Raw genomic sequence first — 24,248 nt, forward strand, 5'->3', positions numbered from 1 at the left:
ACGACGGTAGCGCGAGCGAAAGACGTTGCGCACGTTCATTTTTGGTGTATCTGACTACTGTGGATGGATACCCGCCGAGATTCAGCTCGATGGTGTGGAATCCGCGCCCCGAAGGGTTTTCAACCGCCGAAACGCCACCCGTTCGGGAGAACCACGACACCCACCGATCCGGGACCGATGTGCGCCCCGATGACCGCGCCGACCTCCGAGACGACGCACTCGACCGACTCCCCCAGCTCGACGGAGAAGCGCGCCGCGAGCTCCTCGGCGTGCTCGGTCGCGGCGAGGTGGTGCACCGCGATCGCCGCCGATCCGGAACCCGCCGCCTCCAGCGACAGATCGCGCAGCCGCGCCATCGCCCGGGTCGTGGTGCGCACCTTCTCCAGGGCGTCGATGCGCCCGTCGTGGACGTGCAGCAGCGGTTTGATCGACAGCGCGGTCCCCAGCACCGCCGCAGCGGTGCCGATCCGGCCGCCGCGCCGCAGGTACTCCAGGGTCTGCACGGAGAAGGTGGTGGTCGTGCGCGCGGCGGTGACCGCGGCCGTGTGCTCCACCTCGGCCAGATCCGCCCCGGCGGTCGCCGCGTCGGCGGCGGCCAGCACGGAGAAGCCCAGACCCATCGCCGCGGACCGGGAATCCACGACCCGGATCCGGTCGGGATCGGTCTCCCGCGCCGCCAGCCGCGCCGCGTCCCACGTCCCCGACAGCTGCCGGGACAGGTGCACCGCGACCACGCCCTCGGCCCCGTCGTCGAGAGCCCGACGGTAGGCGCGGGCCAGCTCTCCGGAGGTCGCGCTGGCGGTGGTCACCCGCTGCTTGCGCTCCAGGGCGTCGGCGAGGTCGCAGGGCGAGAACCCGGTCTCGTCGACGTGCTTCCCGCCGTCCACGCTGACGTGCAGCGGAACGACCCGGATCCCGTACCGCGAGGCGTACCCGGGAGGCAGGTAGGCCGTGGAATCGGTGACGACGGCAATGGACACGAGCGCAACCCTACGACGTCAGACGGCGGATGCGATCACGCGTGGCTCTGGGCGCCGGCGTTGTAGGCCATCAGGCGCCAGCGGTGATCGCTGGGGCTGCGGCGCTTGAGCACCACCCAGTGGCAGTTGCGCACACCGCCCAGGCCCGGCCACAGCTCCACGGGCAGGGCGAGCAGCTTCGCGGTGAGCGCGGTGATCAGCCCGCCGTGGGCGACCAGCAGCGCGGTGTCGGTGAACTGGTCGTCCAGCTCGGCGACGACCTCGACGGCCCGCGCGGCGACCTCCACCCGGGACTCCCCGCCCGGCGGCGCCCACGTGGGGTTCGCCCGCCAGGTGTTGAGCGCACCGGGCCAGCCGTGCTCGACCTCGGCGCCGCTGAGCCCCTGCCACTCGCCGACGTGGGTCTCCCGCAGCCGCTTGTCCAGCTTCACCGGCTCACCGCTGACCTTGGCGTAGGCGGCGGCGGTGGTCCGCGCGCGGTTGAGGTCGGAGCTGATGGCCACCGACGGCTCGAAGGCCGCGATGTCGGGGGCGGCCCGCTCGGCCTGCTCGACGCCGTTGGCGGTCAGCGAGCTGTCCAGGTGCCCCTGGATGCGGCCGGCGAGGTTGTAGTCGGTCTCGCCGTGCCGCCACAGCACGAGCCGGTCGAGGCTCACTCGGCGTCCTCCGCGGGCGCGCCCTGGTCGACGAACTCGATCCGCGGGCAGTCCTTCCACAGCTTCTCCAGCTGGTAGAAGGCGCGCTCGTCGTCGTGCTGGACGTGCACCACGAGGTCGACGAAGTCCAGCAGGACCCAGCGCCCCTCGCGGGCGCCCTCGCGCCGGACCGGCTTGACGCCCGCCGCGCGCAGCTTCTCCTCGACCGAGTCGACGATCGCTTCGACCTGCCTCTCGTTGGGCGCGGAGGCGATCATGAAGCAGTCGGTGATGACCAGCTGCTCGGAGACATCCAGCAGGACCACGTCGGTGGCCTTCTTGTCGGCCGCCGCCTGGGCGGCGATCAGGGCCAGCTCGCGGGCGTTCTCGGTGGCTGCCACGTCACTCCTCTCGGCCGGGCTCGGTGTGCCCACGCCGGGTAGCAGGATAGGCCGCCGGTCCCGGCTGGGATCCGCCCGGCCTTCGCGTACGAGTCCTTTATGCCCGAGCGCTGCGCCCGGGTCCACGCGGGCCCGCGGATCGCTCTGGCGGTGCGGCCGCGCTCGTCGTCGAAGCTCACCACGAGACCGGCTACCAGCGACGACGCCCCGGCTCGGGCCCTGACCAGGAGGAACAGCTGACCTCCCAACCGGTCATCGGCCTGCTGCACTCGCACCGCACCGAGGCGAACCGCTCGGGTGACGGGCGCGGAACCAACCGGCCGGTGCACGTCCGGCTGTGGTGATGGTCATGCGACGCGCGGACCGCTGGGCGCGAGGCTCCCCGTCGGCGGCTCAAGCGAGTACGCGCCGGGTCTCGATGGTCACTCCCCCGCTGGCTCGGCCCCCGCACACGCCCGCGATGCTCAAGCAGTAGCGAACCCACATGTTCAGCTGCATCTCCTTGGCCAGCCGGAGCTGGGCGTAGAGGAGGTTCACCAGCCCGCTGCTCGGGCGGGCCCACGTCTCGATCTCGAAGCGCAGGTGGTCGTCCCCCGGAACCGCGCGGAACTCGATCTGCCCCGCTTCGAGGTGCCCCCGCAACGTCACGAAGCGGAAGCGGTCGGGTTCGCACGCGACGACCCGCACGGGACCGTCCCACGGTCCTGGCATGCGCACCACGAACTCGTCGCCGAGGCGCATGGCGTCGGTCTCGCCGCTGGTCTTGTAGAACCTCGCCACTTCGGTGGGGGCGGCGCAGTTGAGGTTCTCCTTCACCTGCTCCATCAGTTCAGCGGGGCCGCGCACCCCGTCCTCGATGCGCACGCTGAAGAGCCGGTGGTACAGCTCGCCCACCCCGGCCGCCTCCGGCTGGGAGCGCTCGTCGCGCAGCTCGCGGGGGATCTCCGGCGACGGCCGCTCATCGGTCCGCACCCGCACCTCGCTGCGGTGCAGCGGAGTCGTCTGCCACAGGTAGCGCCAGGAGACCAGCGCCATGCCCAGCAACCACCCCGTCAGCAGGGTGACGCGCCCGGTGATCTCGGCCATCTCGTTCCCTTTCGCGGAACCGGCTGGGAGCAGGGATGCTGGCATGGTCCCTCCAGTCGAGCAGGATCACACGTCAGCGAGGTGACATCGGTGATCGCGCAACTACACCGAATCGGCGTGCGCAGCGCGTACCTGCAGGCGGCGTCCATGGGATCGGTGGCCCTGTGCATCGGCCTGTGGATCCGGGCGAAGACCGTCGACCAGGAGGAACGGGGCAACGCCGAGCGCAGGGCCCTGTTCGTCGGATTGTGGCCGCCCACCCTGTGGCTGATCGGCGACACCCTCCGCGAGCTGGAGTGAGCGGCTCCCGCGGCGGCCTGCTCACCGGCGTCGATCACGTCGCAGCGCTGGACGACCTGGGGCGGCGGCAGGTCAACTACGCGGCGGAGGAAGTGCGCGCGCCGTTCTGGAACGTCGACTCCCACCGCCGGTCCCTCGGCGTCGAACGTCCCGGTCCGCCCGAACCGGGCGGGATCTGGGAGACCGCGTGCCGGCTGGTGCGCGACTACGAGTTCGCCACCCCGGGCCGGATTCGCGCGATCTACCGGAGCGGATCAGCGCTGCTGGGCCGGGATCTGCTGTTGGAGGGCCACTTCGCCGGCCTGCGCTTCCACATGGGCGTGCGCGTGACGGAGATCGTCGACGAGACCGGTTCCGAGCGGATCTGGGGTTGGTCGTACGAAACCCTCGACGGGCACCTCGAACGCGGGAAGATGAGCTACCTGGTGACCAAGCACCCCACCTCGGGCCGCGTGGAGTTCCTCGTCTCGGGGTACTCGCAGCGCTCACCCGATCTGGGCCCCGTGGTGAAGCTGGGCTGGGCGGTCTTCGGCAGGAGCACGCAGCTCCGGTTCTACCGCCACTGCGGCGAGCGGCTGAACCGGCTGGTGCAGCAGGCCCTGGCCGGACGTGCGCCGGGCCCGGCGCACGTCTCGGACGGCGTGGTCCTGGCGCCCTCCGACGCGGCTCCGCACCGGTTCGACGTCGTCCACGTCCGCCTCGAACACCCGGGCTGACCCGCGTGCGAATCTCCCCGCTAAGGACCCCACTCGGCTGGGGTTTCGCGGTAGAGGCCGCGTTTGGTGATGTAGCGCACCACGAGGCGCCGCGACCAGCGAACACACCCTTCATGAGGGCCTTGAACAGGAAAACACCGGTGCGAGTTTGTCGTCGTCCTCTGACGGCTGCCACACCGACTTGTGCCGGATTTGTACCCAATTGCTCATGTTCTGACGGATATAGCTCCCAGCTCTCGATGCAAGCGAACAGGGTCGTTTGGCTCTGTGTCGCGGCGTCAAGTTCGCGTGACCCTCGTGAAGCCAGTGCCCTCCTCGGCAGGAACCGCGCTTGCAAGGACCAGCTCATGAAACCGTTGGCGTCGTACACGGTCACGTACCGGGGAGGCCTGCCCGGTCTTCCGAAAGCCAAGTCCGGCGGCGTCAACCTGGCTGTCTGGCCTGATCGTTTCGCGTTGACGGGCAAGAGCGGGAGCAGGTTCTGGTCCGACTTGGTCATCCCGTACACGTCGGTCAGTGACGTCACGATCGCGGGCCGCCAGGTGAGCACCTTCGAGGCGATTGCCGGAGGGCTGGACTCACGGCAGCTCAACCAGCGCAACAACCTCCACATCGCGTTCACGGACGACGACGGACGGTCCTTGGTGTTGCGCCTGGAGATGTTGACCGGGTTCGTGATCCCGGCCCAGGCAAAGCGGTGTGCCGAGCTCCAAGACCTGCTTCGCGTCAACAACATCCCCGCCCTGTTCTCAGCGTGAGAGACTTCCAAGGCTGAGAGGACGGGACCGCTCATCTCCGGAGGCTCGAACCCGGATCCTTACGCTTGCGAGCACGCCTCACACGCTGCGATAGCGGCGCCGTTCAGCGAGTCCGACGTGACCCATCTTTTGTCGTCATCCGCGGCCAATCTTGTACTAGGCGTTGACCATCGGCGTCTATGACGATTGCCGCATGGCTGACGATCCCGACAAGAACGAGGTAAAGGACCAGGAGCATGACCAGCTACAAAAAATGAGCGGGAGGTGAGGCCGGAACTTCGGATGGTGCGGAATCTGCTCAGTCCCGCATGGTTCAGCGGCGGGCAGTCGCGCCGGCCGTCGCCCCGATGGTCAGTCCAAAAGTCAGTGTTTTGTTCATGCCTGCTGCGACGCGCCTGGGTGGGCAGCCGCATCGATCGATGCGATCGCGCGCTCGAACCATTCGCGAGCCAAGTCGATGCTTTCCAGCACTGGCGAGGTACCGTCGATCTCTGTTTCTTCCCGGGATTCGAGGTAAGCGAGTTCCCATCCGTCCATAGCCCGCAGAGGCAATGGCGGCCATTCTTGGGCGCGACGGAACGCGAACGTTCGGAGGCAGAACTCCCTCACGACTGGGAGTTCAGGTCCGGCCTGCCACAGGAGCTGCAGATCCACCAGGTCGTGGGCACGTTCGTAATAGCGATCCGTGATGGCGTGGATCTTCTGGGCGATCTGGTACTCCAAGTCGATCAATTCCACTGGGCGGACCTCGCCGAAACCGAAACGCGCACTCAATTCGGCGAGGTCCGCGTCGACGGCGCGGCGTGTGTGCGCATGCGGTTCGATCTCAGGATCAGACACCTCCACATCAAGAGCCGCCCAGACCTTGCCCAGGAAAGACAGCGTGACCTTGTAGGGGTGTATCACATATTGGGGCTGCTGGAGACCCGGATCGTGGAGCGATTGAGGCTTCAGTGTCGCAGAGAACGCCACACGATCCGGCGCGTCTGGGTTCTGACGCAGTGCGCCCTTGGACGCAGGAACCGTGCCCCATCCCTGCTTCAGGCGCGCGCGGAACTCCTGCTCGAAGGGTTCACCTCGCTGCCGGGTGGACACGTCCAGATCCGCCGTCGCACGGGTGCCCGTCTCGCCCATTCGTAGCTTGACGCCCATTCCGCCCTTGATCGCGACGGCATCGGGAAGCATCTGGGACACGATGAGGGTGCAGAGCATGCGGCGCACGCGCGCGCTGGGCACCCCGAGATCGCGGGACACCTCCTCGACCCGGGCGTTCAGCTGCGCGATTGTCAGTGGCGCGAAGGCGGAGCTCACCTAACGTGCTCCTTCCAGCTCCTCAGCTCTGCGACTTCGCGATCGTCGATCAATTCACGTCGGTGCGCTTGATCGACGAGCACCCTCCAGCGTTCCACCGGCATCCTGTCGAACACATCCTTCAAAGCACGCCGCACGGTGGTGGCGGGGATGCCCTCGTGCTGCGTCAGTTCCTCATCTGCGATATCCGCACGGACTTCGAGGTCAACCCAATCCGGGAGAGTCCTACGCACCCGGCGACGGCTGGCTACCCTGATACGGCGTGGATTGAACTGCCCAAGTCTCAGTACGTCCAGGACTGCTTCGCGATGCAGAAATGCCCCGTCGCCGGCTAGCGCTGCCGCTACTGCCGACTGAGTCAGCTCATCGGGTGGGATATCCCGATGTACATATACACCCTTGCCATACGGCCTCAGAGCACCGCGATGCGCGAGCTTGCGCACCTCCACGGCAGGCACGCCGACGTCTTCGGCCTCAAGGACGGTTACCACGCCGTGGTTCTCCGCAGCGATCTCCCACAGGTCACGCCGATAACCCATGACTCACCCCTAACGCCGTCAAAAGCGTACCACTTACGGTACGGTATCGACATTTCGCAGGGCGACGGACCGCGAGTGAGCCCAACCCCCTCCACGCCAGGTGATGCTTTGGGTGCGTCTTCGGGCGTTCTCCCCGCTAAGGACCCCACTCGGCTGGGGTTTCGCGGTAGAGGCCGCGTTTGGTGATGTACTGGACGATTCCGTCGGGGACCAGGTACCAGACCGGGAGGCCCGCTCGGACGCGGTCCCGGCAGCCGGTGGAGGAGATCGCCATCGCCGGGATCTCCACCAGCGACACCGAGCCGTCCGGCAGGTGCGCGCTGTTGAGCGAGTAGCCGGGGCGCGTCACGCCGATGAAGTGGGCGAGCTCGAACATCTCCTCGACGCGGTGCCAGGACAGGATCTGCTCCAGGGCGTCGGCGCCGGTGATGAAGTACAGGTCCGCGTCCGGGAACTCCTCGTGGAGGTCCTTGAGCGTGTCGGCGGTGTAGGTCGGGCCCTTGCGGTCGACGTCCACCCGGCTGACCAGGAACCGCGGGTTGGACGCGGTGGCGATCACGGTCATCAGGTAGCGGTCCTCGGCCGGCGAGACGACCTCGTGGCTCTTCTGCCACGGTTGCCCGGTGGGCACGAAGATCACCTGTTCGAGGCCGAACTGCGCCTGCACTTCGCTGGCGGCCACGAGGTGGCCGTGATGAATGGGATCGAAGGTGCCACCCATGACCCCGATCCGGCGTCGAGACATAGCTGACAACCCTAGATAAGCGTCACGACCAGGCACGTCAGCGGGGCGCTCGGGGGTGTCGGAGGACACGGTCCCGGCGTGGACTCCCCTCAAACCCCACGCCGGGCCCCGCGGCTGACCACGAGGCCCGGTCCAGGCTCCCCCCTCGACCGGGCCCCGCAGCCCTGCACGAACCTCGGCGGCTGGGGGCCCACCTCGGTTCGCGGGCGCTGCCTCTCGGGCGCGCACGGGTGAGACCCGCGCGCTTCGGGATTCATGACGTGAATTCTGAAGTGACCTGAGTCACATGCACGTCACTCGTTGCGGTCATTCCTCGGGAGCGACGACCTTCCCGGTCTCGACGTCCTTGACCAGGATCGCCTCCACCGGGCACGACTCCGCCGCGTCCACGACGTCGTCGGACGGCTCGGTCCGGTCCCGCAGCGCGGTCGAGTAGCCCTCGACCAGCTCGAAGTGGTCCGGGGCGACCCCAGCGCACATGCCCGACCCGATGCAGGTGTTCGCGTCGATCTCGATCGACCAGCTCATCAGTCCACCTTCTTCCCTATGAGCGAGATCACTCGCCACCTTGCCACGACAGCACCATCCGCTGAGGCCCCCGCACCAGAAGACCGGTCTTCCAGTCCACGTCCTGCTCCGGCGAGTGCGCGAAGTCCAGACCGGGCAGCCGGGTGAGCAGGGTGCGCAACGCGACCTGCAGCTCCAGCCGGGCCAGCTGAGCGCCCAGGCAGTGGTGCGGGCCGTGCCCGAACCCGACGTGCGAGGCCTCCGCCCGAGCCAGGTCGAGGGACTCCGGGTCGTCGAAGACGGACTCGTCGCGGTTGGCGGACCCGACGCTGGACAGCACCGGCTCACCGGCGCGGACCAGCACGCCGCCGACCTCGACGTCCTCGATCGCGTACCGCGCGAACCCCGCGCCCACGCCCAGCGGCACGAAGCGCAACAGCTCCTCCACGGCCGACGGGACCAGGTCCAGATCGGCCCGCAGGCCCTCCAGCTGCTCGGGGTGGGTCAGCAGCACGTAGAGGAAGTTGGGGATCTGCGACGCGGTCGTCTCGTGACCCGCGACCAAGATTCCGGCGGCCAGCCGAACCATCTCGTCCTCGGTGAGCTTGTCCTGCTCGTCGCGGGCGGCGATGAGCCCGGTGATCAGGTCGTCGGCGGGCTCGGCGCGACGCTGGGCGATCAGACCGGCGATGTAGTCCATCATCCGGTCCATGTAGTCGCTGGTCTGCTCGGCGGTGAGCTTGTTGGTGGACAGGAACGCGTCCGACCACACCCGGAAGTCCGCGCGATCAGCGAAGGGCACGCCGAGCAGCTCGCAGATCACCGTGATGGGCAGCGGCAGCGCGAACTCCTCGACGAGGTCGGCCGGGCCGCCCCGCTCGATCATGCCGCTGACCAGCTCGTCGGCGATGTCCTGGGTGCGCGGGCGCAGCTTCTCGACCCGGCGCTGGGTGAAGGCCTTGGCGACCAGGCGGCGCAACCGGGTGTGATCCGGCGGGTCCATGCTCAGGATCCCGCCGGTCGGCTTGGCCGGCCGCATGCGCGGCTCGTCGCGGCGGAGGACCTCGGCGCGGCTGAAGCGCGGATCGCCCAGGACGAGCTTGACGTCCTCGTAGCGGGTGGCCAGCCAGGCCTCCTCGCCGTAGGGCAGCTTGACCCGGCTCAGCGGCTCCTGCGCGCGCAACCGGGCGTAGATCGGGTCGAGGTCGAGCGCCTCGGCGACGTTGAACGGGTAGGTCCTCGGCTCCGTGGTGGTCATGCGCAGCTCCCGGCGGACAGCGGTTGTAAGCGCTCGCTTACAACATCACGCTACGCCCGGGAAAACCGCTGCGCACGCCCTGATCAGCGATCGTCCGAAAGGTCCGTTCGCTCCAGGATCGCGGATGCGGCACGGGAGACGTAGCGGACGATGTCGTCCGGGTCGGCCTCCGCGAGAGGGCTCTTGCCGAGCACCGAGCGGACCATGCCGATGCCGAACACCCACGCCAGCACGAGGTCCGCCCGCAACATCGCGTCATCGGCGTCGGTGAGCTCGGCGAGCCGCTCTGTGTAGCGGGCGCCGAGCTCGCCGCGCAGCATCTCGGCCGCCCGCTCGTCGCTCCACGAGCGCAGCATCGCCACCAGCGGGTGCTCCCCGTTGGGCTGAGCGCTGTCGATCAGGCTCAGCAGCAGCTGCCGCGGCAGCTCCTCGGCGGAGAGCTCCGCGACCACCTGCTCGCTGTTGCGGGTCAGCACCGCCGCGAACAGCTCCTGCTTGGAGCCGAAGTAGCGGAACAGCAGCGCCTGGTTCGCGCCGGCCCGGGCCGCGACGTCGCGCACCGTCGTCGCGCTGAAGCCGCGCTCGGTGAACAGCTCCGAGGCGGCGTTCAGCAGTGCTTCCTTCGTGGCCGCGGAGTCGCGCTTGCGTCGCGGCGCCTGCGTCAAGCTCAGCTCCCCGGCTTGGCCGGAGCCGAGCCCGGCCGCACGTGGCCGTCGCCGTGGGCGATCCACTTGGTGGAGGTCAGCTCGGGCAGGCCCATCGGGCCGCGCGCGTGCAGCTTCTGGGTGGAGATGCCGATCTCGGCGCCCATCCCGAACTCCCCGCCGTCCGTGAACGCGGTGCTGGCGTTGACCATGACCGCGGCCGCGTCGACCTGCGCGGTGAACTGCTGAGCGGAGCGGACGTCGCTGGTCACGATGGCCTCGGTGTGCCCGGAGCCGTGCTCGCGGATGTGCTCGATCGCGGCGGGCATCGAGTCCACGACCGCGGCGGCGATGTCCAGCGACAGGTACTCGGTGTCCCAGTCCTCGTCGGTGACCGGCACGACGTTCGCACCGCCCACGGCCACCACTCGCTCATCGCCGTGCACCGTGACCCCCGCCTCGCCCAGCTCGGCGATCGCGCGCGGCAGGAACTCCTCGGCGATGTCGGCGTGCACCAGGAACGTCTCGGCAGCGTTGCACACGCTGGGGCGGCGGGCCTTGGAGTTGAGCAGGATGCGCAGCGCCACGTCGATCTCGGCGCTGGAGTCGACGTAGACGTGGCAGTTGCCCACACCGGTCTCGATCGCCGGGACCGTGGACTGCTCGACGACCGCCGAGATCAGCCCGGCACCGCCGCGCGGGATGACCACGTCGACCAGGCCGCGCGCGGTGATCAGGTGGTGCACCGAGGCGCGGTCGTGGCAGGGCAGCAGCTGGACCGAGTCGGCGGGCAGGCCGTGCTCGGCGACGACGTCGCGCAGCACCGCCACCAGCGCCGTGTTGGAGGCCTCCGCCGACGACGAGCCGCGCAGCAGCACCGCGTTGCCCGACTTCAGGGTCAGCCCGGCGGCGTCGACCGTCACGTTCGGACGCCCCTCGTAGACGATGCCGACCACGCCGAGCGGCACCCGCACCTGGCGCAGCTGGACGCCGTTGGGCAGCACCTGACCGCGCAGCACCTCCCCCACCGGGTCCGGCAGGCCGGCGACGGTGCGCAGGCCGTCGGCCATCGCCTCGATGCGTCCGGTGCTCAGGCTCAGCCGGTCGATCATGGCCTCGGCGGTGCCCGACTCGCGGGCGGCGGTCACGTCGCGCTCGTTGGCCTCCAGCACCTCCGGGGCGCGTTCGACCAGCTCGTCGGCCATCGCGTGCAGCAGCGCGTCCTTGGTGCCGCGCGTGGCCTGCGCCAGCTCGGCGGCGGCCCCGCGCGCCCGGCGCGCGGCCTCGCGCACCTGTTCGCGCAGCTCGTCGCCGGTGGCCCTGTCAGAGGTGGGGAACTCGATGACGGTCACTCCACCAGCCTAATCCGTCCCGGCAACGCATTTCCCGATCCTCGCGGCAACGTGACCGGCTGCTCCGCCAACCCCCTGATCCGGAAGTCGGTCAGCCGCTCCCGGCGAAGCGGTCGGGAGTGGTGGGCGAAGGCGGTCCCGACACGCCCGCGCGGCCCCGGGCGTGGCCCGTCGGGGACGTCCGGTAGGAATTCGGGTCGTGGACGAAGAAGCGCTGCGGGAACTCGCCGAGGAACGACTCCGCGCACTGGCCGGCCCCGACGCCGCGCTGCGCGAGGACCAGTGGGCGGCGATCCGCGCGCTGGTCCTCGAACGCCGCCGCGCGCTGGTCGTGCAGCGGACCGGCTGGGGCAAGTCGGCCGTGTACTTCATCGCGACCGCGCTGCTGCGCGAGCTCGGCGAGGGGCCGACCGTGATCGTCTCGCCGCTGCTGGCGCTGATGCGCAACCAGGTCGCCGCCGCGGCCAACGCCGACGTGCACGCCGCCACCATCAACTCGGCCAACCCCGAGGAGTGGAACGACATCGAGGAGCGCGTCGCCTCCGGCGAGGTCGACGTGCTGCTGGTCAGCCCGGAACGGCTGAACAACCCCGACTTCCGCGACACGATCCTGCCCGAGCTCACCCAGAGCGCCGGGCTGCTGGTGGTCGACGAGGCGCACTGCATCTCCGACTGGGGCCACGACTTCCGCCCCGACTACCGGCGGCTGCGCACCCTGCTCACCGAACTGCCCGAGGGCGTTCCGGTGCTCGCCACCACCGCCACCGCCAACGACCGGGTGGTCGCCGACGTCTCCGAGCAGCTCGGCGTCGGAGGCGAGTTCACCGATCCGCAGGAGACGCTGGTGCTGCGCGGCACCCTGGACCGCGAGAGCCTGCGGCTCGGCGTGCTCCGGCTGCCCACCGCGCAGGCCCGGCTCGGCTGGCTCGCCGGACAGCTCAAGGAGCTGCCCGGTTCCGGCATCATCTACACGCTCACCGTCGCCGCCGCCCACGAGATCACCTCCTACCTGCGGGAACAGGGCTACGAGGTGGCCGCGTACTCGGGCCGCACCGACCCGGCCGAGCGCGAGCAGGCCGAGGCGGACCTGCTCAACAACCGGGTCAAGGCGCTGGTGGCGACCTCCGCGCTGGGCATGGGCTTCGACAAGCCCGACCTGGGTTTCGTGGTGCACGTCGGCGCGCCGTCCTCGCCGATCGCCTACTACCAGCAGATCGGTCGTGCCGGTCGCGGCGTGCAGCGCGCCGAGGTGCTGCTGCTGCCCGGGCCGGAGGACCGCGAGATCTGGAGCTACTTCGCGTCGCTGGCGTTCCCGCCGGAACCGACCGTGCGCGCGGTGCTCGACGCGCTCACCGAGCACGGCAAGCTCTCCACCGCCGCCCTGGAACCGCACGTGGAGCTGGGCCGCAACCGGCTGGAGATGGTGCTCAAGGTCCTCGACGTCGACGGCGCGGTGCAGCGGGTGAAGGGCGGCTGGGAGGCCACCGGCGAGCCCTGGCACTACGACGCCGAGCGCTACGGCCGCATCGAGACCGAGCGGCAGGCCGAGCAGCAGGCGATGCTCGACTACCAGACGACGTCGTCGTGCCGGATGGAGTTCCTGCGCCGCCAGCTCGACGACCCGCACGCCGAGCCCTGCGGGCGCTGCGACAACTGCACCGGCGCGGGCTATTCGGCCGAGGTCGACGACCAGGCCGTGCAGCAGGCGCAGGAGCGGTTGCAGCGGCCGGGCGTGGACATCGCACCGCGGAAGATGTGGCCGAGCGGCATGTCCGCGCTCGGCGTGGAGGCCTCCGGCAAGCTACCGGCGGACGAGCAGACCACGACCGGGCGCGCGGTCGGCAGGCTCACCGACATCGGCTGGGGCAACCGGCTGCGCGAACTGCTGGCCACCGGCGCCCCCGACCAGGAGCTGCCGGACGACCTGTTCCAGGCCGCGATCAAGGTGCTGGCCGCGTGGGAGTGGGAGCAGCGCCCGGTCGGCGTCGTGGCGCTGGGCTCGCGGAGGCGGCCGAAGCTGGTGCGCAGCCTGGCCGAGCGCATCGCCGGGATCGGCCGGTTGCCGCTGCTCGGCGAGGTCCTGACGAACCCGAACACGACGCCGAACCGCGCCACCAACAGCGCGCAGCGGGTGGCGTCGCTGTGGCGGCAGTTCAAGATCGACGATGGGCTGGCGGGCGCGCTGTCCGGCCTGGACGGGCCGGTGCTGCTGATGGACGACTACGCCGACACCGGGTGGACCGCAACGGTCGTCGGCCGCATGCTCCGCCAGGCCGGTGCACCCGCGGTGCTGCCGTTCACCCTCGCCTCGACCAGCTAGCCACCTCCGCGGCCAGCGCCGACAGCGGCAGCGGACCGGTGGCCAGCACCCCGTCGTGGAAGGCGCGCAGGTCGACCCCGGCCTGCGCGCGCAACCGCTGGAACTCCAAGCGCCCGACCATGTAGGACAGCGCCTGGCCCGGCGCCTCGATGTAGCGGTCGGTTTCGCTCTGCACCTCCACCTCGGCCGTGGGAGTGCGGGTGCGCAGGAAGTCCACGACCTGCTGCCGGGTCCAGCCGAAGGCGTGCAGCCCGGTGTCGACGACGAGCCGGGCGGCACGCGCGGAGTCCATCGCCAGCGAGCCCAACCTGCTGAGATCGTCGCTGTAGAGCCCGATCTCGTCGGCCAGCCGCTCGGCGTAGAGGCCCCAGCCCTCGATGTAGGCGTTGAAACCGGCGACCTTGCGGATCGTCGGGACGTCGGTGAGCTGCTGGGCGAGGCTGATCTGGAAGTGGTGCCCGGGAACGGCCTCGTGGAACGCCAGCGGCTCGGCGAGGAACCGCGGCCGCCGCTCGGCGGCGTGGGTGTTGGCGAAGTAGGTGCCCGGCCGCGACCCGTCGATCGGTCCCGGCAGGTAGGCGGCACCCACGGCGTCCGGCGCCTGGTCCTCCGGGAAGGGCGAGACGCGGCAGCGCTGCGCCGGGGTCCGGCCGAACCACTGCGGCGCGACCTCTTCCGCCCTGGTCACAGCGGTTTTCGCGGCATCGAGCAGCTCCTGCCCGCTGGACCAGTACAGCGCCGGGTCGGTGCGCATCCGGTGCCGGATCTCGGCGACGTCGCGCAGGCCGAAGACGCGGGAGCCGATCTCGGCGTACTCCTCGTCGAGTTCCGCCAGCAGCTCCAGACCGGTCCGGTGCAGCTCCTCGGGGGTGCGCTCGGTCGTGGTGTGCATCCGGACCAGCGACGCGTAGGTCCGCTCGCCGTCCGGCAGGAAGCACAGCCCCGGCTCGTCGTCGGAACGGCCGGGCAGGTCCCGCAGGACCTCGCGGTAGGCCGCGAACGCGGGCCGAACCCGCTCCTCCAGCAGGCGATTCCGCTCGTCCTCCGAGGTCAGCGGTGGTTTGCGCAGCGGATCGCGCTGGGGTGCGGCCAGGTGCGCGTCGACGTGCTCGATCGCCACCCGGACCCGGCGGGCGACCGGGAGCCGCCCCGCCCGCGCTCCGGCGAGGTGCCGCTGCCCGCTCCGGGTGAGGAAATCGGGGATCTCCGCCAGCAGGCGAAGGAAACCCCGCTCCTGCTCAGGGGTTTCGGGATGCTGCTCCGGCACCAGTTCCAGGAGCTTGCTCAGCGGAGAGACCGTCGAGTCGTGCATCGTGTGCTCGACCAGCCGGGACTCGACACGGGTGGCCACGCCCTCCGCCTCGGCGATCACCACCTCGCTGGTGAGATCGTCGCCGTCGCGCGCCTCCGCCGCGATGCGCAGGGCTCGGGCGCGCAGGGCGAACTCGGCGCCCTCGCGGGGATCGGGGAGCCTGCCGGTCGTGCCGGGCAGGCCCTGCAGCTGCTCGTTGAGCGGGTTCTCCTCGATCAGCACGTCGAGGATGTCGTCGGCCACGTCGCGCACCATCCGGGCAGTGTGCCCCGGAAGCGGGGTGATCTCATCCGGATTTCGGTGATTCCAAATCGGATTCGGACCTTTCTCCCACCTGGTCGAGCGCTTACCGTGTCGGCACCTCATTCCCGGGCGCGACGCGGAGGTTTCGATGCCCCAGGACGAAGCGGTGGCGCACAAGCTGCCGGTCCGGACGCTGGTCGCGGCCAGCATCGGCAACGCCATCGAGTGGTACGACTGGACCATCTACACCGCGTTCAGCGTGTACTTCGCCTCCGCGTTCTTCCCCGGCGAGTGGGCGCTGATCAACACGCTGGCCACGTTCGCGCTCGCGTTCTTCTTCCGCCCGCTCGGCGGCTGGTTGCTCGGGCGCTTCGCCGACCTGCGCGGGCGCAAGACCGCGATGCTGGTGACGATCTCGCTGATGGCAGGCGGGTCGCTGATCATCGGTGTCCTGCCGACCTTCGAGAGCATCGGCTGGCTCGCGGCGGTGCTGCTCGTGCTCGCCCGCATCGGGCAGGGGCTCTCGCTCGGCGGCGAGGTCTCCAACGCCTCGGCCTACCTCGCCGAGATCGCACCGCCCTCGCGGCGCGGCCGGTACTCGTCGTTCTTCTACATCTCCACCGGTGCCGCGCTGCTCATCGCCTCGCTGCTCGGGTACGTGCTGACCTCGGTGCTCAGCGAGGAGCAGCTGGCGGCGTACGGCTGGCGGATCCCGTTCATCATCGGCGGGCTCCTCGGGCTCATCGGCATGTGGCTGCGGCGCACGCTGAGCGAGACCGAGCAGTACGAGGAGAACAAGACCAAGGCGAAGTCCCTGAAGAACCCGCTGATGCTGACGCTGCGGGAGCATCCCAAGGCCGTCGGCCAGCTCGTCGGGTTCTCGATGCTCTCGACGCTGTGCTACTACACGTTCTTCAGCGCGCTGACGCCGTTCGCGGTGAAGAACCGGGATGCCGATGCCACCGACGTGTTCCTCGCGCTGTCCATCGCCACCGCGTTGTTCATCGCGCTGCAGTACCCCATGGGCGCGGTGTCCGACCGCTACGGCCGCAAACCGCAGCTCCTGGCCTGGTCGGCGGCGATGGCGGTCCTCATCGTCCCGCTGTCCTACCTGGTGCGGCCGGGGTTGGGCAGCCTGCTGGTGGTGTTCTGCATCGGCGTCGGTCTCTACACCGCGATGACCTCGATCGCGCCGGCGATCATGTCGGAGCTGTTCCCCACGGAGCTGCGCGGCCTGGGCATCGGCGCCTGGTACAACCTCACCGTCGCCGTCTTCGGCGGCACCGCGCCGCTGGTCATCCAGGCCTTCGCGAAGTTCGACCTGGCCACGGGGTTCTTCTACTACATCGCGATCGGCGCGGTGATCGCGTTCTTCGTCATCCGCACCCTTCCCGAGACCCGGAACACCGAGCTCCGTTGAGTGCTGGGGGAAGTTTTCATGAAAACTTCCCCTTCACCTCAACGGGACCAGATCGTCCGCGTGGACGACCTCGCGGCGCTGCTCCGCCGGGAGGTCGTGGGTGGAGCGGCCGATGAGCGTCGGCAGCTCCTCGGCGTCGTAGGCGACCACTCCGCGCGCCACGACCTTGCCGGTCGGGTTGAGCAGCTCCACGACGTCGCCGCCGTCGAAAGCGCCCTCCACGGCGGTGATCCCGGCCGCGAGCAGCGAGCGGCGGCGCTTGACCACCGCCGCCACGGCACCGTCGTCGAGCCAGAGCCGGCCGTTGGCGCCCGCCGCGTGGGCCAGCCAGAAGCGGCGGGCCGACAGGCGGTTCCCGGTGGCGGCGAAGGCCGTGCCGACGTCGGCCGGGCCCAGCGCGCTCGCGGCGTTGGCCGAGGAGGTCAGCAGCACCGGGATCCCGGAGGTGCAGGCGACCTTCGCCGCCGCGACCTTCGAGGCCATGCCCCCGGTGCCCAGGCCGGAGGCGCCGGTGCTGCCGGCGTCCACGCCCTCCATGTCGGCGGCGCCGGTGACCTCGCGGATCACCTTCGCCCCGCCCTTGCGGGGATCGCCGTCGTAGAGCGCGTCCACATCGGACAGCAGGATCAGCGCGTCGGCGCCGACCAGGTGCGAGACCAGGGCGGCGAGCCGGTCGTTGTCGCCGAAGCGGATCTCCGTGGTGGCCACCGTGTCGTTCTCGTTGACCACCGGCACCACGCCCAGCCCGAGCAGCCGGTTCAGGGTGCGCTGGGCGTTGCGGTAGTTGCTGCGGCGCACCACGTCATCGGCGGTGAGCAGCACCTGGCCGACGGTGAGGTCGAAGCGGGCGAACGACTCCGCGTAGGCGTGCGCGAGCGCGAGCTGCCCGACCGACGCGGCGGCCTGCTGCGTGGCCAGGTCCTTCGGCCTGCGGCGCAACCCCATCGGGGCGATGCCCGCGGCGATGGCGCCCGAGGACACCAGCACGACCTGCCCGCCGGCGGCGACCCGCTTGGCGACCGTGTCCACCAGGACCGACAGCCGCTCGGCGTCCAGGCCGCCTTCGGTGGTGGTCAGCGACGACGAACCGATCTTCACCACGATCCGCTGCGCGGCCGCGACGGCCTTCCGAGTCGCCGAGGGGCTCACTCGTCGTCCTCGTCCTCGTCGCCGACGTAGCGGCCGAACTCGTCGAGCCCGGTGCCGCGGCGCAGCTTCTTGGCGATCTTGCGATCGTGCGCCGAGACCCGGTCGTCGGTCTCCAGCCGCAGGTCGTGGCCGCGTCGGCCGAGCACGCTGGCCATCCCGGCCGGGGTGGTGGGGCTCCCAGTCGAAGGTCATGGTGCCGATGGTGACCTGGCTGCCCGGCTCGGCGCCCTGCTTGGCCAGCGCGTCCTCCACGCCCAGCTTGGCCAGCCGGTCGGCGAGGAAGCCCACGGCCTCGCTGTTGTTGAAGTCGGTCTGCCTGATCCACCGCTCCGGCTTCTCGCCGCGCACGATGAAGGCGTCCTCGTCCTCCGGGTCGGGCTCGACGGTGAAACCGCCGTCGTCGACCGCGGTCGGCCGCACGACCACGCGCGCCGGTTCCGGCTCGGGCAGCGTCTCGCGGTAGCGCTCGACCTCGGCGCCCATCGCGAAGCTCAGCTCGCGCAGGCCCTCGCGGGAGGCCGTGGAGATCTCGAAGACCGGCCAGCCGCGCTCCTCGACCTCCGCGCGCACGAAGTCGGCGAGCTCGCGGGCCTCCGGCACGTCGATCTTGTTGAGCACCACCATGCGCGGGCGGTCGGCGAGGTCGGCCCCGCCGTGCTCGGCGGCCAGCGCCGGGGTGTACTCGGCGAGCTCGTTCTCCAGCGCGTCGATGTCGGAGATCGGGTCGCGGCCCGGCTCCAGCGTCGCGCAGTCCACGACGTGGACCAGCACCGCGCAGCGCTCGATGTGGCGCAGGAAGTCCAGGCCCAGACCGCGGCCCTGGCTGGCGCCCGGGATCAGGCCGGGCACGTCGGCAACGGTGAACACGGTCTCGCCCGCGGTGACCACACCCAGGTTCGGCACCAGGGTCGTGAACGGGTAGTCGGCGATCTTCGGCTTGGCCGCCGAGAGCACCGAGATCAGCGAGGACTTGCCCGCCGAGGGGAAGCCGAGCAGGCCGACGTCGGCGACCGACTTCAGCTCCAGCACCAGCTCCAGCTCGTCACCGGGCTCGCCCAGCAGAGCGAACCCGGGAGCCTTGCGGGCCTTGGACGCCAGCGCGGCGTTGCCCAGGCCGCCGCGACCACCGGCCGCCGCGACGAACGTGGTGCCCGGCCCGACCAGGTCGGCCAGCACCTCGCCGTCCGGGGACAGCACGACCGTGCCGTCCGGGACCGGCAGCACCAGGTCGTCGCCCTGCGCGCCGTTGCGGTGACCGCCCTTGCCGGGCTGGCCCTTCACCGCCTGCGCGTTGGGGCGGTAGTGGAAGTCGAGCAGGGTGTGCACGCCGGAGTCGACGACCAGCCGGACGTCGCCGCCCTTGCCGCCGTTGCCCCCGTCAGGACCGCCCAGCGGCTTGAACTTCTCCCTGTGCACCGAGGCGCAGCCATTTCCCCCGTCGCCTGCGGCGACGTTGATGGTCACGCGGTCGACGAACCGCGACACGAATGCCTCCAGGAAGATCAAGCCGAACGGGTGCCCGGCGGGTGTAGCTCTGGGTTCACGAGTGCGATGACGCTGAGTGCAACAGCCGAAGGGCGCTCGCGCTTCCCGACCGCAACGCGGGTCACCCCGGACAACACAAAGCGAGGGGCGGCCCGGACATGCCGGTTCCGCCCCTCGCCGGGAAGTTGCTGGCCTGCGTCGAGAGCCGGATCAGGCCTCGACCGGCTGCACGCTGACGGCCTTGCGGCCGCGGTAACGCCCGAACTCGACGGTACCGGCGGACAGCGCGAACAGGGTGTCGTCGTTGCCGCGACCGACGTTCAGACCCGGGTGGAACTTGGTCCCACGCTGACGGATCAGGATCTCGCCGGCCTTGACGACCTGGCCGCCGTAGCGCTTCACCCCGAGGTACTTGGGGTTCGAGTCGCGGCCGTTCCGAGAGCTGGATGCGCCCTTCTTGTGTGCCATGACTACTCAGGTCCTCACTTGTTGATGCCGGTGACCTTCACGCGGGTCAGCTTCTGCCGGTGACCCTGGCGCTTCTGGTAGCCGGTCTTGTTCTTGAACTTGTGGATGCGGATCTTGGGGCCCTTGGTCTGCTCGACCAGCTCGCCGGTCACCGACACCTTGGCCAGCGCGTCGGCGTCGGTCGTGACGTCGGAGCCATCGACGACCAGAACCGCCGGGAGCGCGACCTCGGAGCCCAGCTCGCCCTCGAGCTTCTCGACCTGGACGACGTCCCCGACAGCCACCTTGTACTGCTTGCCGCCGGTCTTGACGATCGCGTACATGAGTCGGAAGTCTCCTGCTGCTCGGTTTCGCTAATTCACCAGTGTGCGGCGGACGTCCGCCCCTGCCGCGAAGGCCGGGGCTTCCTACCACGCCGCCGGTGCAGCGTCTCGGTGGGTTCCTGTCTCAGCAGCGAGGACCGCGCGAGCGACCGCACTCGAAACAGGCGTTTAATCTCTCCGCCCGTCCGGCGGCGAGAAGTTCTCACCCATCATACAGACCAGGTTTCCGTCCCCGATCGACCGGGGCCGTGTACCACCAGTGCGGATCCTCGCGGACCCCGCGCTGACGGGCGAGCCGGAACAGCATAAGCGAGCTCACCCGAGCCCGGCGAACCGCCCCACCGGTCCGTCCGCCGCCCTGGCGGGTTCCGGCCGGATCCGCCCGTTCCGCCACCGCCATGACCTGCTCTTGCTACCGTCAGTGGCCGCTCGTGATGATCTAGGGAAACGCTCAGTGACTGACACCGCTCCGGAGACCGCCCGCCAGGCCGCCGCCCCGACACCGGTCGCCCCCGGCCCGCTGCGGCGCTTCGGCCCGCTGCTGCTGGGGCTGTCGGCCGTCGTGCCGCCGCTGATGATGCTGCGCGAGGTCCTGCGCTACCCGCAGATGCACTTCTACGACTACTGGTGGGTGCTGCTCGACATCACCGACGCCGACGGCGCGCTGCGCCCGGAGGCGCTGCTGGGCTTCCGCAACGAGCACCCGTTCGTGCTGCCGAGCCTGCTGTTCTGGCTCAGCGCCCGGTTCGGGCACGGGCTCAACCAGCCGCTCGGGCTCGCGGTGCTGGCGATGGGCGCGGGCTGCGTGCTGCTGGTGCGGGCGATGCTGCCGGAGCACCTCGACGCCTGGCAGCGCGCGGGCCTGGTCGCGGCCACCTCGACGCTGGTGTTCAACCCGCACGGCATCCACAACTACGTGCGCTCGATGAGCGGCGCCTCCTGGATCCTGGCGATGCTGCTGGTGCTGGGCGCCCTGCTGGCGATGCACCGCGAGCACCGGGTGATCGCCGTGGTGCTGGGGCTGCTGGCCTCGATCAGCTACGGCACCTCGTTCGCGGTGTGGCCGGCGCTGGCGCTGGTCGCCTGGCTGCGCGGCGACCGGCGCAAGTGGATCGCGACCCCGCTGGTGGTCGGGTTCGTCGTGGTCGCGGCATGGCTGGTGCTGCGCGGACCGCAGGGCGGCGGCGGGAGCTCGCCGACCGACGATCCGGCTCAGGCGATGCTGGCGGGGCTGAGCATGCTCGGCATGGTGTGGACCGGCACCGAACCCTCGGTCGCGCTGCTGGCCGGGGTGGCCGGGATCGGAGCGCTGGTGCTGCACGCGCGGCAGAGCACCGCCGAGCGGCGGATCGCCGCGCCCTGGTGGGGCCTGGCGCTGTACGCGCTGGGCTGCGCGGTGATGATCTCCGGTTCGCGGGCCGCGTTCGGCGAGTCCGCCGGGCTGCAAAGCCGCTACAACAGCATGACCGCGGCGCTCTGGATCGCGGTGCTGGTGATCGTGGTCGCCTGGGCCCGCTGGCCGCGGTTCCGCGCCGTCGCGGTCGGCGGCACGGTGCTGGCCACGGTCGCGCTCGGGGCGCCGATGGCGCAGAGCGTGCGGGCCGACGCGCCCAACCAGCAGCTGCTGGCGGTCGCCGCGCGGATCGGGCACCCCGACGCCTTCACCGACCGCTTCCCGTCGCCGGAGCAGCTGCTGCCGCGGCTCCGGGCGCTCGGGCACTACCCCTTCTCCCCCGAGTTCTCCCTGGGCTGCCCGGACGGGCTCACCGTCGGCGACCGGGTCAGCACCGCGGGCTGGCGGACGCCCAGCGTCGACTCGCTGCGCGAACCCCGGCCGGACGGCCGCGACGTCGTGCTCAACGTCGAGACCGACCAGGTCCTGGGCGGGGCGCGGATGCTCAAGGGCTGGGCGATCTCCGGCATCGAACGCGCGCGCTGCGTGGCCGTGCTCGACAGGACCGGCACCGTCGTCGGCGGCGGAGTCGTCGACATCCCCCGCTCCGACGCCGAGGCCGCGACGCCGGGCATCGAGAGCGGGCTCGGGTTCCAGGCCGCGGCACCGGCCCAGCCGGGCCCGCTGCGCGTGGCCTTCCAGTTCCCCGACGGCTGGTGGATCCGGCCGCTCACCGAGAAACCGCAGGTGGCGCCATGAGTGTCCCGGAAGTCTCGCTGCTGGCCCCGGCCAAGAACGAGCGCGACAGCCTCCCGAAGCTCTTCACCGAGATCCGCGAGGCGATGGCCCGGCAGCACCGCGAGTGGGAGCTGGTGATCGTCGACGACGGCAGCACCGACGACAGCTGGCGGATCATCACCGAGCACGCCGCGCTGGACCCCCGCATCCGGGGCATCCGGTTGCGCCGCAACTTCGGCAAGGCCGCGGCGCTGGCCGCCGGGGTCGCCGAGCTGCGCGGCGAGCTGATGGTCACCCTCGACGCCGATCTGCAGGACGATCCCGCCGAGGTCCCCCGGCTGCTGGCCGAGCTCGACGACGGCGCCGACCTGGTCAGCGGGCACAAGGCCGAGCGCAAGGACCCGCTGGGCAAGCGGCTGCCGTCGAAGGTGTTCAACTGGGTCACCGGCCTGATCACCGGGCTGCGGTTGTCCGACCACAACTGCGGGCTCAAGGCCGCGCGCACCGAGGTCTACCGGCGGGTTCCGCTCTACGGCGAGCTGCACCGCTACATCCCGGCGCTGGCGCACCAGTTGGGCTACCGGGTCGTGGAGCGGACCGTCAACCACCGGCCCCGGCAGCACGGGGTGTCCAAGTACGGGCTGGAGCGCTACGCGCGCGGCGCGCTGGACCTGCTGACGGTGATGGCGCTGACCCGCTACGGGCGCCGTCCGGCGCACCTGTTCGGCGGTCTCGGGATGATCGCGGGCACTCTCGGGACGGCGGTGCTGCTCTACCTCACCGGGGTCTGGTTGTTCACCCCGGAATCGATCGGAACCCGTCCGCTTCTGACGCTCGGGATTCTGCTGGAGATCTTCGGTGTCCAGATGATCTCACTGGGTCTTCTGGCCGAACTCGTGCTGCACCGAACAGGGCGCGAACACGACGTGACGGTGCTGGTCACGGAGCAAACCGGAATTTCCGAACACCACGCTTCGTGACCAAACATTTCAAAGCGCTCGACGATCCGCACCCGCCGTCGGTGGCCGGGCTCGCCGACAGCGTCGGGGTCTCCGAACGTCAGCTGCGCCGCCGGATCGGCGACGCCGTCGGCTACGGGCCGCGAACCCTGGTGAGCGTGCTGCGCTTCCAGCGGGCCGCGCGCGGCGGCGGGGCGCTCGCCGACCTCGCCCACCGCTGCGGCTACGCCGACCAGGCCCACCTGACCAGGGAGTTCCGCAGGCTCACCGGCACGACTCCGAAGCGGTTCCTCGGTCAGGCCTCGTCGTAGGCCCGCAGCACCCGCAACGCGTCGAGCGTGACCCGCGGCCTGCCCTCCAGAGCGGTGCCCGGCGACCACTCCAGCCAGTGGATCGGCCAGCCCCCGTCCTCGCCCTGCTGCCCCACCAGGTGGTCCAGCCCCCGCTCGATCTCGGCGTCGTCGAACCAGCCCCGCGCCAGGCTGGCCGGGTTCGCCGCGTAGTCGCAGGTCAGCGGCACCTCCCCGGAGGCGTAGCCGGGTGCGGTCCGCGCCCGCTCCGGGTGGGCGGGGTCGAGCAGCACGTACCCGGCCTCACGGATGAGGCCCCCGAGGCGCTCGGCGGCGGCGCGGGCCCGTTCGCGGTCCGGCACGTGGTCGAGGAACGCGATCGCGGCGATGGCCTCGTACGGGTGGGTCTCGGTGAGCGCGTCGACGCGCTTCCAGCAGAACTCCGTCGCTCCCGCCAGCCACGGGTGCGCGACCGCGTTGCGGTGCAGCACCCCGGCCAGCAGCGCCGTGGTCAGCAGCGCACCCTCGGGTTCCTCGACGATCGGGATCCACGGTGCGTGCGGGTAGTCGCGCAACCGCAGGTCACCGGCGGGAACGCCGCCGTCGGGCCGGGTGATGGTCGTGAGGTGGTCGCAGATCGCGGGCGCGGCCTCGGCGCACTGACCGATCTCGTCGAGGATCGTCAACGCCGTCCACGTCTGCAGCGGCTGGCTGACGGGACCGCGCGCGTCCGGTTCCAGCCCGTAGCCGAACCCGCCGTCGGAGCAGCGGTAGGCCTCCAGCGCGGTGCGCACGGGCTCGGCCGGTCCCCCGGCGTGGAGGTGTTCGAAGCGGCGCTGCTCCAGCACGCGCGCCGTCAGCCAGATGAAGCGCTCGGCGTCGGCCAGGCGCTGCGGGGTGAGACGAGTCATGTCCC

Annotated in this window: 24 protein-coding genes and 1 pseudogene; 8 read left to right on the plus strand and 17 right to left on the minus strand. The window is 70.6% G+C overall.

Going from position 1 to position 24,248, the window contains the following annotated elements:
- Positions 1–119: 119 nt before the first annotated feature.
- The 4 genes from REH65_RS11110 to REH65_RS11125 form a co-directional block, all read right to left on the minus strand.
- The gene (locus tag REH65_RS11110) at positions 120–980 is read right to left on the minus strand and encodes a DegV family protein (protein WP_406692359.1); all 861 of its coding nucleotides are present in this window, start codon (positions 978–980) and stop codon (positions 120–122) included.
- Positions 981–1,015: 35 nt separating this feature from the next.
- Positions 1,016–1,636, minus strand: a complete 621-nt coding sequence (locus REH65_RS11115; protein WP_093421090.1) for a histidine phosphatase family protein — start codon at positions 1,634–1,636, stop codon at positions 1,016–1,018.
- Positions 1,633–2,016 (minus strand): ribosome silencing factor, encoded by a 384-nt coding sequence (gene rsfS, locus REH65_RS11120; RefSeq protein WP_093421092.1) that lies wholly within the window; start codon positions 2,014–2,016, stop codon positions 1,633–1,635. Before rsfS ends, REH65_RS11115 begins: the two co-directional genes overlap by 4 nt.
- Before the next feature lie 393 nt (positions 2,017–2,409).
- The gene (locus tag REH65_RS11125) at positions 2,410–3,102 is read right to left on the minus strand and encodes a DUF1990 family protein (protein WP_406692360.1); all 693 of its coding nucleotides are present in this window, start codon (positions 3,100–3,102) and stop codon (positions 2,410–2,412) included.
- 90 nt (positions 3,103–3,192) lie between these two features.
- Between REH65_RS11125 and REH65_RS11130 the strand changes: the two genes are divergently transcribed.
- From REH65_RS11130 to REH65_RS11140, 3 genes are all read left to right on the plus strand, one after another.
- Entirely contained in the window at positions 3,193–3,402 is a 210-nt protein-coding gene (locus tag REH65_RS11130; RefSeq protein WP_139274129.1) for a hypothetical protein, read from the plus strand.
- Entirely contained in the window at positions 3,399–4,118 is a 720-nt protein-coding gene (locus REH65_RS11135; RefSeq protein WP_406692361.1) for a DUF1990 family protein, read from the plus strand. Before REH65_RS11130 ends, REH65_RS11135 begins: the two co-directional genes overlap by 4 nt.
- A gap of 347 nt (positions 4,119–4,465) precedes the next feature.
- The gene (locus REH65_RS11140; protein WP_406692362.1) at positions 4,466–4,876 is read left to right on the plus strand and encodes a hypothetical protein; all 411 of its coding nucleotides are present in this window, start codon (positions 4,466–4,468) and stop codon (positions 4,874–4,876) included.
- A gap of 375 nt (positions 4,877–5,251) precedes the next feature.
- Here REH65_RS11140 and REH65_RS11145 read toward each other — a convergent pair whose 3' ends face one another.
- The 7 genes from REH65_RS11145 to REH65_RS11175 form a co-directional block, all read right to left on the minus strand.
- A complete protein-coding gene (locus REH65_RS11145; protein WP_406692363.1) occupies positions 5,252–6,187 on the minus strand; it encodes a nucleotidyl transferase AbiEii/AbiGii toxin family protein in 936 nt (311 codons plus the stop codon).
- On the minus strand, positions 6,184–6,726 hold the full coding sequence (locus REH65_RS11150) for a type IV toxin-antitoxin system AbiEi family antitoxin domain-containing protein (RefSeq protein ID WP_093421105.1): 543 nt from the start codon (positions 6,724–6,726) through the stop codon (positions 6,184–6,186). The genes REH65_RS11145 and REH65_RS11150 overlap by 4 nt, the downstream gene beginning before the upstream one ends.
- Before the next feature lie 136 nt (positions 6,727–6,862).
- Positions 6,863–7,471, minus strand: a complete 609-nt coding sequence (gene nadD, locus REH65_RS11155) for a nicotinate-nucleotide adenylyltransferase (protein WP_281457099.1) — start codon at positions 7,469–7,471, stop codon at positions 6,863–6,865.
- 306 nt (positions 7,472–7,777) lie between these two features.
- On the minus strand, positions 7,778–7,999 hold the full coding sequence (locus REH65_RS11160; RefSeq protein WP_406692364.1) for a ferredoxin: 222 nt from the start codon (positions 7,997–7,999) through the stop codon (positions 7,778–7,780).
- Between the two features lie 28 nt (positions 8,000–8,027).
- Positions 8,028–9,236, minus strand: a complete 1,209-nt coding sequence (locus REH65_RS11165) for a cytochrome P450 (RefSeq protein WP_406692365.1) — start codon at positions 9,234–9,236, stop codon at positions 8,028–8,030.
- 83 nt (positions 9,237–9,319) lie between these two features.
- Positions 9,320–9,901: a TetR family transcriptional regulator gene (locus tag REH65_RS11170; RefSeq protein WP_406692366.1), complete on the minus strand. Its 582-nt coding sequence runs from the start codon at positions 9,899–9,901 to the stop codon at positions 9,320–9,322.
- Between the two features lie 2 nt (positions 9,902–9,903).
- Entirely contained in the window at positions 9,904–11,232 is a 1,329-nt protein-coding gene (locus REH65_RS11175) for a glutamate-5-semialdehyde dehydrogenase (protein WP_093421117.1), read from the minus strand.
- Positions 11,233–11,431: 199 nt separating this feature from the next.
- On the opposite strand from REH65_RS11175, the gene REH65_RS11180 reads away from it, so the two are divergent.
- A complete protein-coding gene (locus REH65_RS11180; protein ID WP_406692367.1) occupies positions 11,432–13,552 on the plus strand; it encodes a RecQ family ATP-dependent DNA helicase in 2,121 nt (706 codons plus the stop codon).
- Here REH65_RS11180 and REH65_RS11185 read toward each other — a convergent pair.
- Positions 13,530–15,119, minus strand: a complete 1,590-nt coding sequence (locus tag REH65_RS11185; RefSeq protein WP_406692368.1) for a DUF885 domain-containing protein — start codon at positions 15,117–15,119, stop codon at positions 13,530–13,532. The genes REH65_RS11180 and REH65_RS11185 overlap by 23 nt on opposite strands.
- Positions 15,120–15,255: 136 nt before the next feature.
- Here REH65_RS11185 and REH65_RS11190 point away from each other — a divergent pair, with 136 nt between their 5' ends.
- Positions 15,256–16,527, plus strand: coding sequence for an MFS transporter (locus tag REH65_RS11190; RefSeq protein ID WP_406692369.1), 1,272 nt, complete (start codon positions 15,256–15,258; stop codon positions 16,525–16,527).
- A 33-nt stretch (positions 16,528–16,560) separates the two neighbouring features.
- On the opposite strand, the gene proB is transcribed toward REH65_RS11190, so the two are convergent.
- The 4 genes and pseudogenes from proB to rplU all read right to left on the minus strand — a co-directional run bounded on the left by proB (position 16,561) and on the right by rplU (position 19,952).
- Positions 16,561–17,676 (minus strand): glutamate 5-kinase, encoded by a 1,116-nt coding sequence (gene proB, locus REH65_RS11195; RefSeq protein WP_406692370.1) that lies wholly within the window; start codon positions 17,674–17,676, stop codon positions 16,561–16,563.
- Positions 17,673–19,173, minus strand: a pseudogene (gene obgE / locus REH65_RS11200) (GTPase ObgE). The gene proB and the pseudogene obgE overlap by 4 nt, the downstream one beginning before the upstream one ends.
- A 198-nt stretch (positions 19,174–19,371) precedes the next feature.
- Positions 19,372–19,629, minus strand: a complete 258-nt coding sequence (gene rpmA, locus REH65_RS11205) for a 50S ribosomal protein L27 (RefSeq protein WP_093421130.1) — start codon at positions 19,627–19,629, stop codon at positions 19,372–19,374.
- A 14-nt stretch (positions 19,630–19,643) separates the two neighbouring features.
- Positions 19,644–19,952: a 50S ribosomal protein L21 gene (gene rplU / locus REH65_RS11210; RefSeq protein WP_093421132.1), complete on the minus strand. Its 309-nt coding sequence runs from the start codon at positions 19,950–19,952 to the stop codon at positions 19,644–19,646.
- A gap of 454 nt (positions 19,953–20,406) precedes the next feature.
- Here rplU and REH65_RS11215 point away from each other — a divergent pair, with 454 nt between their 5' ends.
- From REH65_RS11215 to REH65_RS11225, 3 genes are read left to right on the plus strand one after another with little or no spacing between them, the layout of a single operon-like run.
- Positions 20,407–22,104 (plus strand): hypothetical protein, encoded by a 1,698-nt coding sequence (locus REH65_RS11215; RefSeq protein WP_406692371.1) that lies wholly within the window; start codon positions 20,407–20,409, stop codon positions 22,102–22,104.
- Complete coding sequence (locus REH65_RS11220) at positions 22,101–23,063, plus strand: glycosyltransferase family 2 protein (protein WP_406692372.1); 963 nt, start codon at positions 22,101–22,103, stop codon at positions 23,061–23,063. Before REH65_RS11215 ends, REH65_RS11220 begins: the two co-directional genes overlap by 4 nt.
- Positions 23,060–23,353: a helix-turn-helix transcriptional regulator gene (locus tag REH65_RS11225; RefSeq protein WP_406692373.1), complete on the plus strand. Its 294-nt coding sequence runs from the start codon at positions 23,060–23,062 to the stop codon at positions 23,351–23,353. The genes REH65_RS11220 and REH65_RS11225 overlap by 4 nt, the downstream gene beginning before the upstream one ends.
- Here REH65_RS11225 and REH65_RS11230 read toward each other — a convergent pair.
- A complete protein-coding gene (locus REH65_RS11230; RefSeq protein ID WP_406692374.1) occupies positions 23,338–24,243 on the minus strand; it encodes a hypothetical protein in 906 nt (301 codons plus the stop codon). The genes REH65_RS11225 and REH65_RS11230 overlap by 16 nt on opposite strands.
- Between the last annotated feature and the right edge of the window lie 5 nt (positions 24,244–24,248).

Source organism: Saccharopolyspora sp. ID03-671, assembly GCF_045278815.1.
In the GTDB taxonomy this organism is placed as follows: Bacteria; Actinomycetota; Actinomycetes; order Mycobacteriales; family Pseudonocardiaceae; genus Saccharopolyspora; species Saccharopolyspora ipomoeae.

Bases quoted from the DNA above. Each gene is read 5' to 3' on its own strand.
- REH65_RS11190 (WP_406692369.1), top strand. From the start codon at position 15,256: ATGCCCCAGGACGAAGCGGTGGCGCACAAGCTGCCGGTCCGGACGCTG.
- nadD (WP_281457099.1), bottom strand. From the start codon at position 7,471: ATGTCTCGACGCCGGATCGGGGTCATGGGTGGCACCTTCGATCCCATT.
- rpmA (WP_093421130.1), bottom strand. From the start codon at position 19,629: ATGGCACACAAGAAGGGCGCATCCAGCTCTCGGAACGGCCGCGACTCG.
- REH65_RS11185 (WP_406692368.1), bottom strand. From the start codon at position 15,119: ATGGTGCGCGACGTGGCCGACGACATCCTCGACGTGCTGATCGAGGAG.
- rplU (WP_093421132.1), bottom strand. From the start codon at position 19,952: ATGTACGCGATCGTCAAGACCGGCGGCAAGCAGTACAAGGTGGCTGTC.
- REH65_RS11160 (WP_406692364.1), bottom strand. From the start codon at position 7,999: ATGAGCTGGTCGATCGAGATCGACGCGAACACCTGCATCGGGTCGGGC.
- REH65_RS11125 (WP_406692360.1), bottom strand. From the start codon at position 3,102: ATGGCCGAGATCACCGGGCGCGTCACCCTGCTGACGGGGTGGTTGCTG.
- REH65_RS11150 (WP_093421105.1), bottom strand. From the start codon at position 6,726: ATGGGTTATCGGCGTGACCTGTGGGAGATCGCTGCGGAGAACCACGGC.
- REH65_RS11140 (WP_406692362.1), top strand. From the start codon at position 4,466: ATGAAACCGTTGGCGTCGTACACGGTCACGTACCGGGGAGGCCTGCCC.
- REH65_RS11230 (WP_406692374.1), bottom strand. From the start codon at position 24,243: ATGACTCGTCTCACCCCGCAGCGCCTGGCCGACGCCGAGCGCTTCATC.
- REH65_RS11165 (WP_406692365.1), bottom strand. From the start codon at position 9,236: ATGACCACCACGGAGCCGAGGACCTACCCGTTCAACGTCGCCGAGGCG.
- REH65_RS11220 (WP_406692372.1), top strand. From the start codon at position 22,101: ATGAGTGTCCCGGAAGTCTCGCTGCTGGCCCCGGCCAAGAACGAGCGC.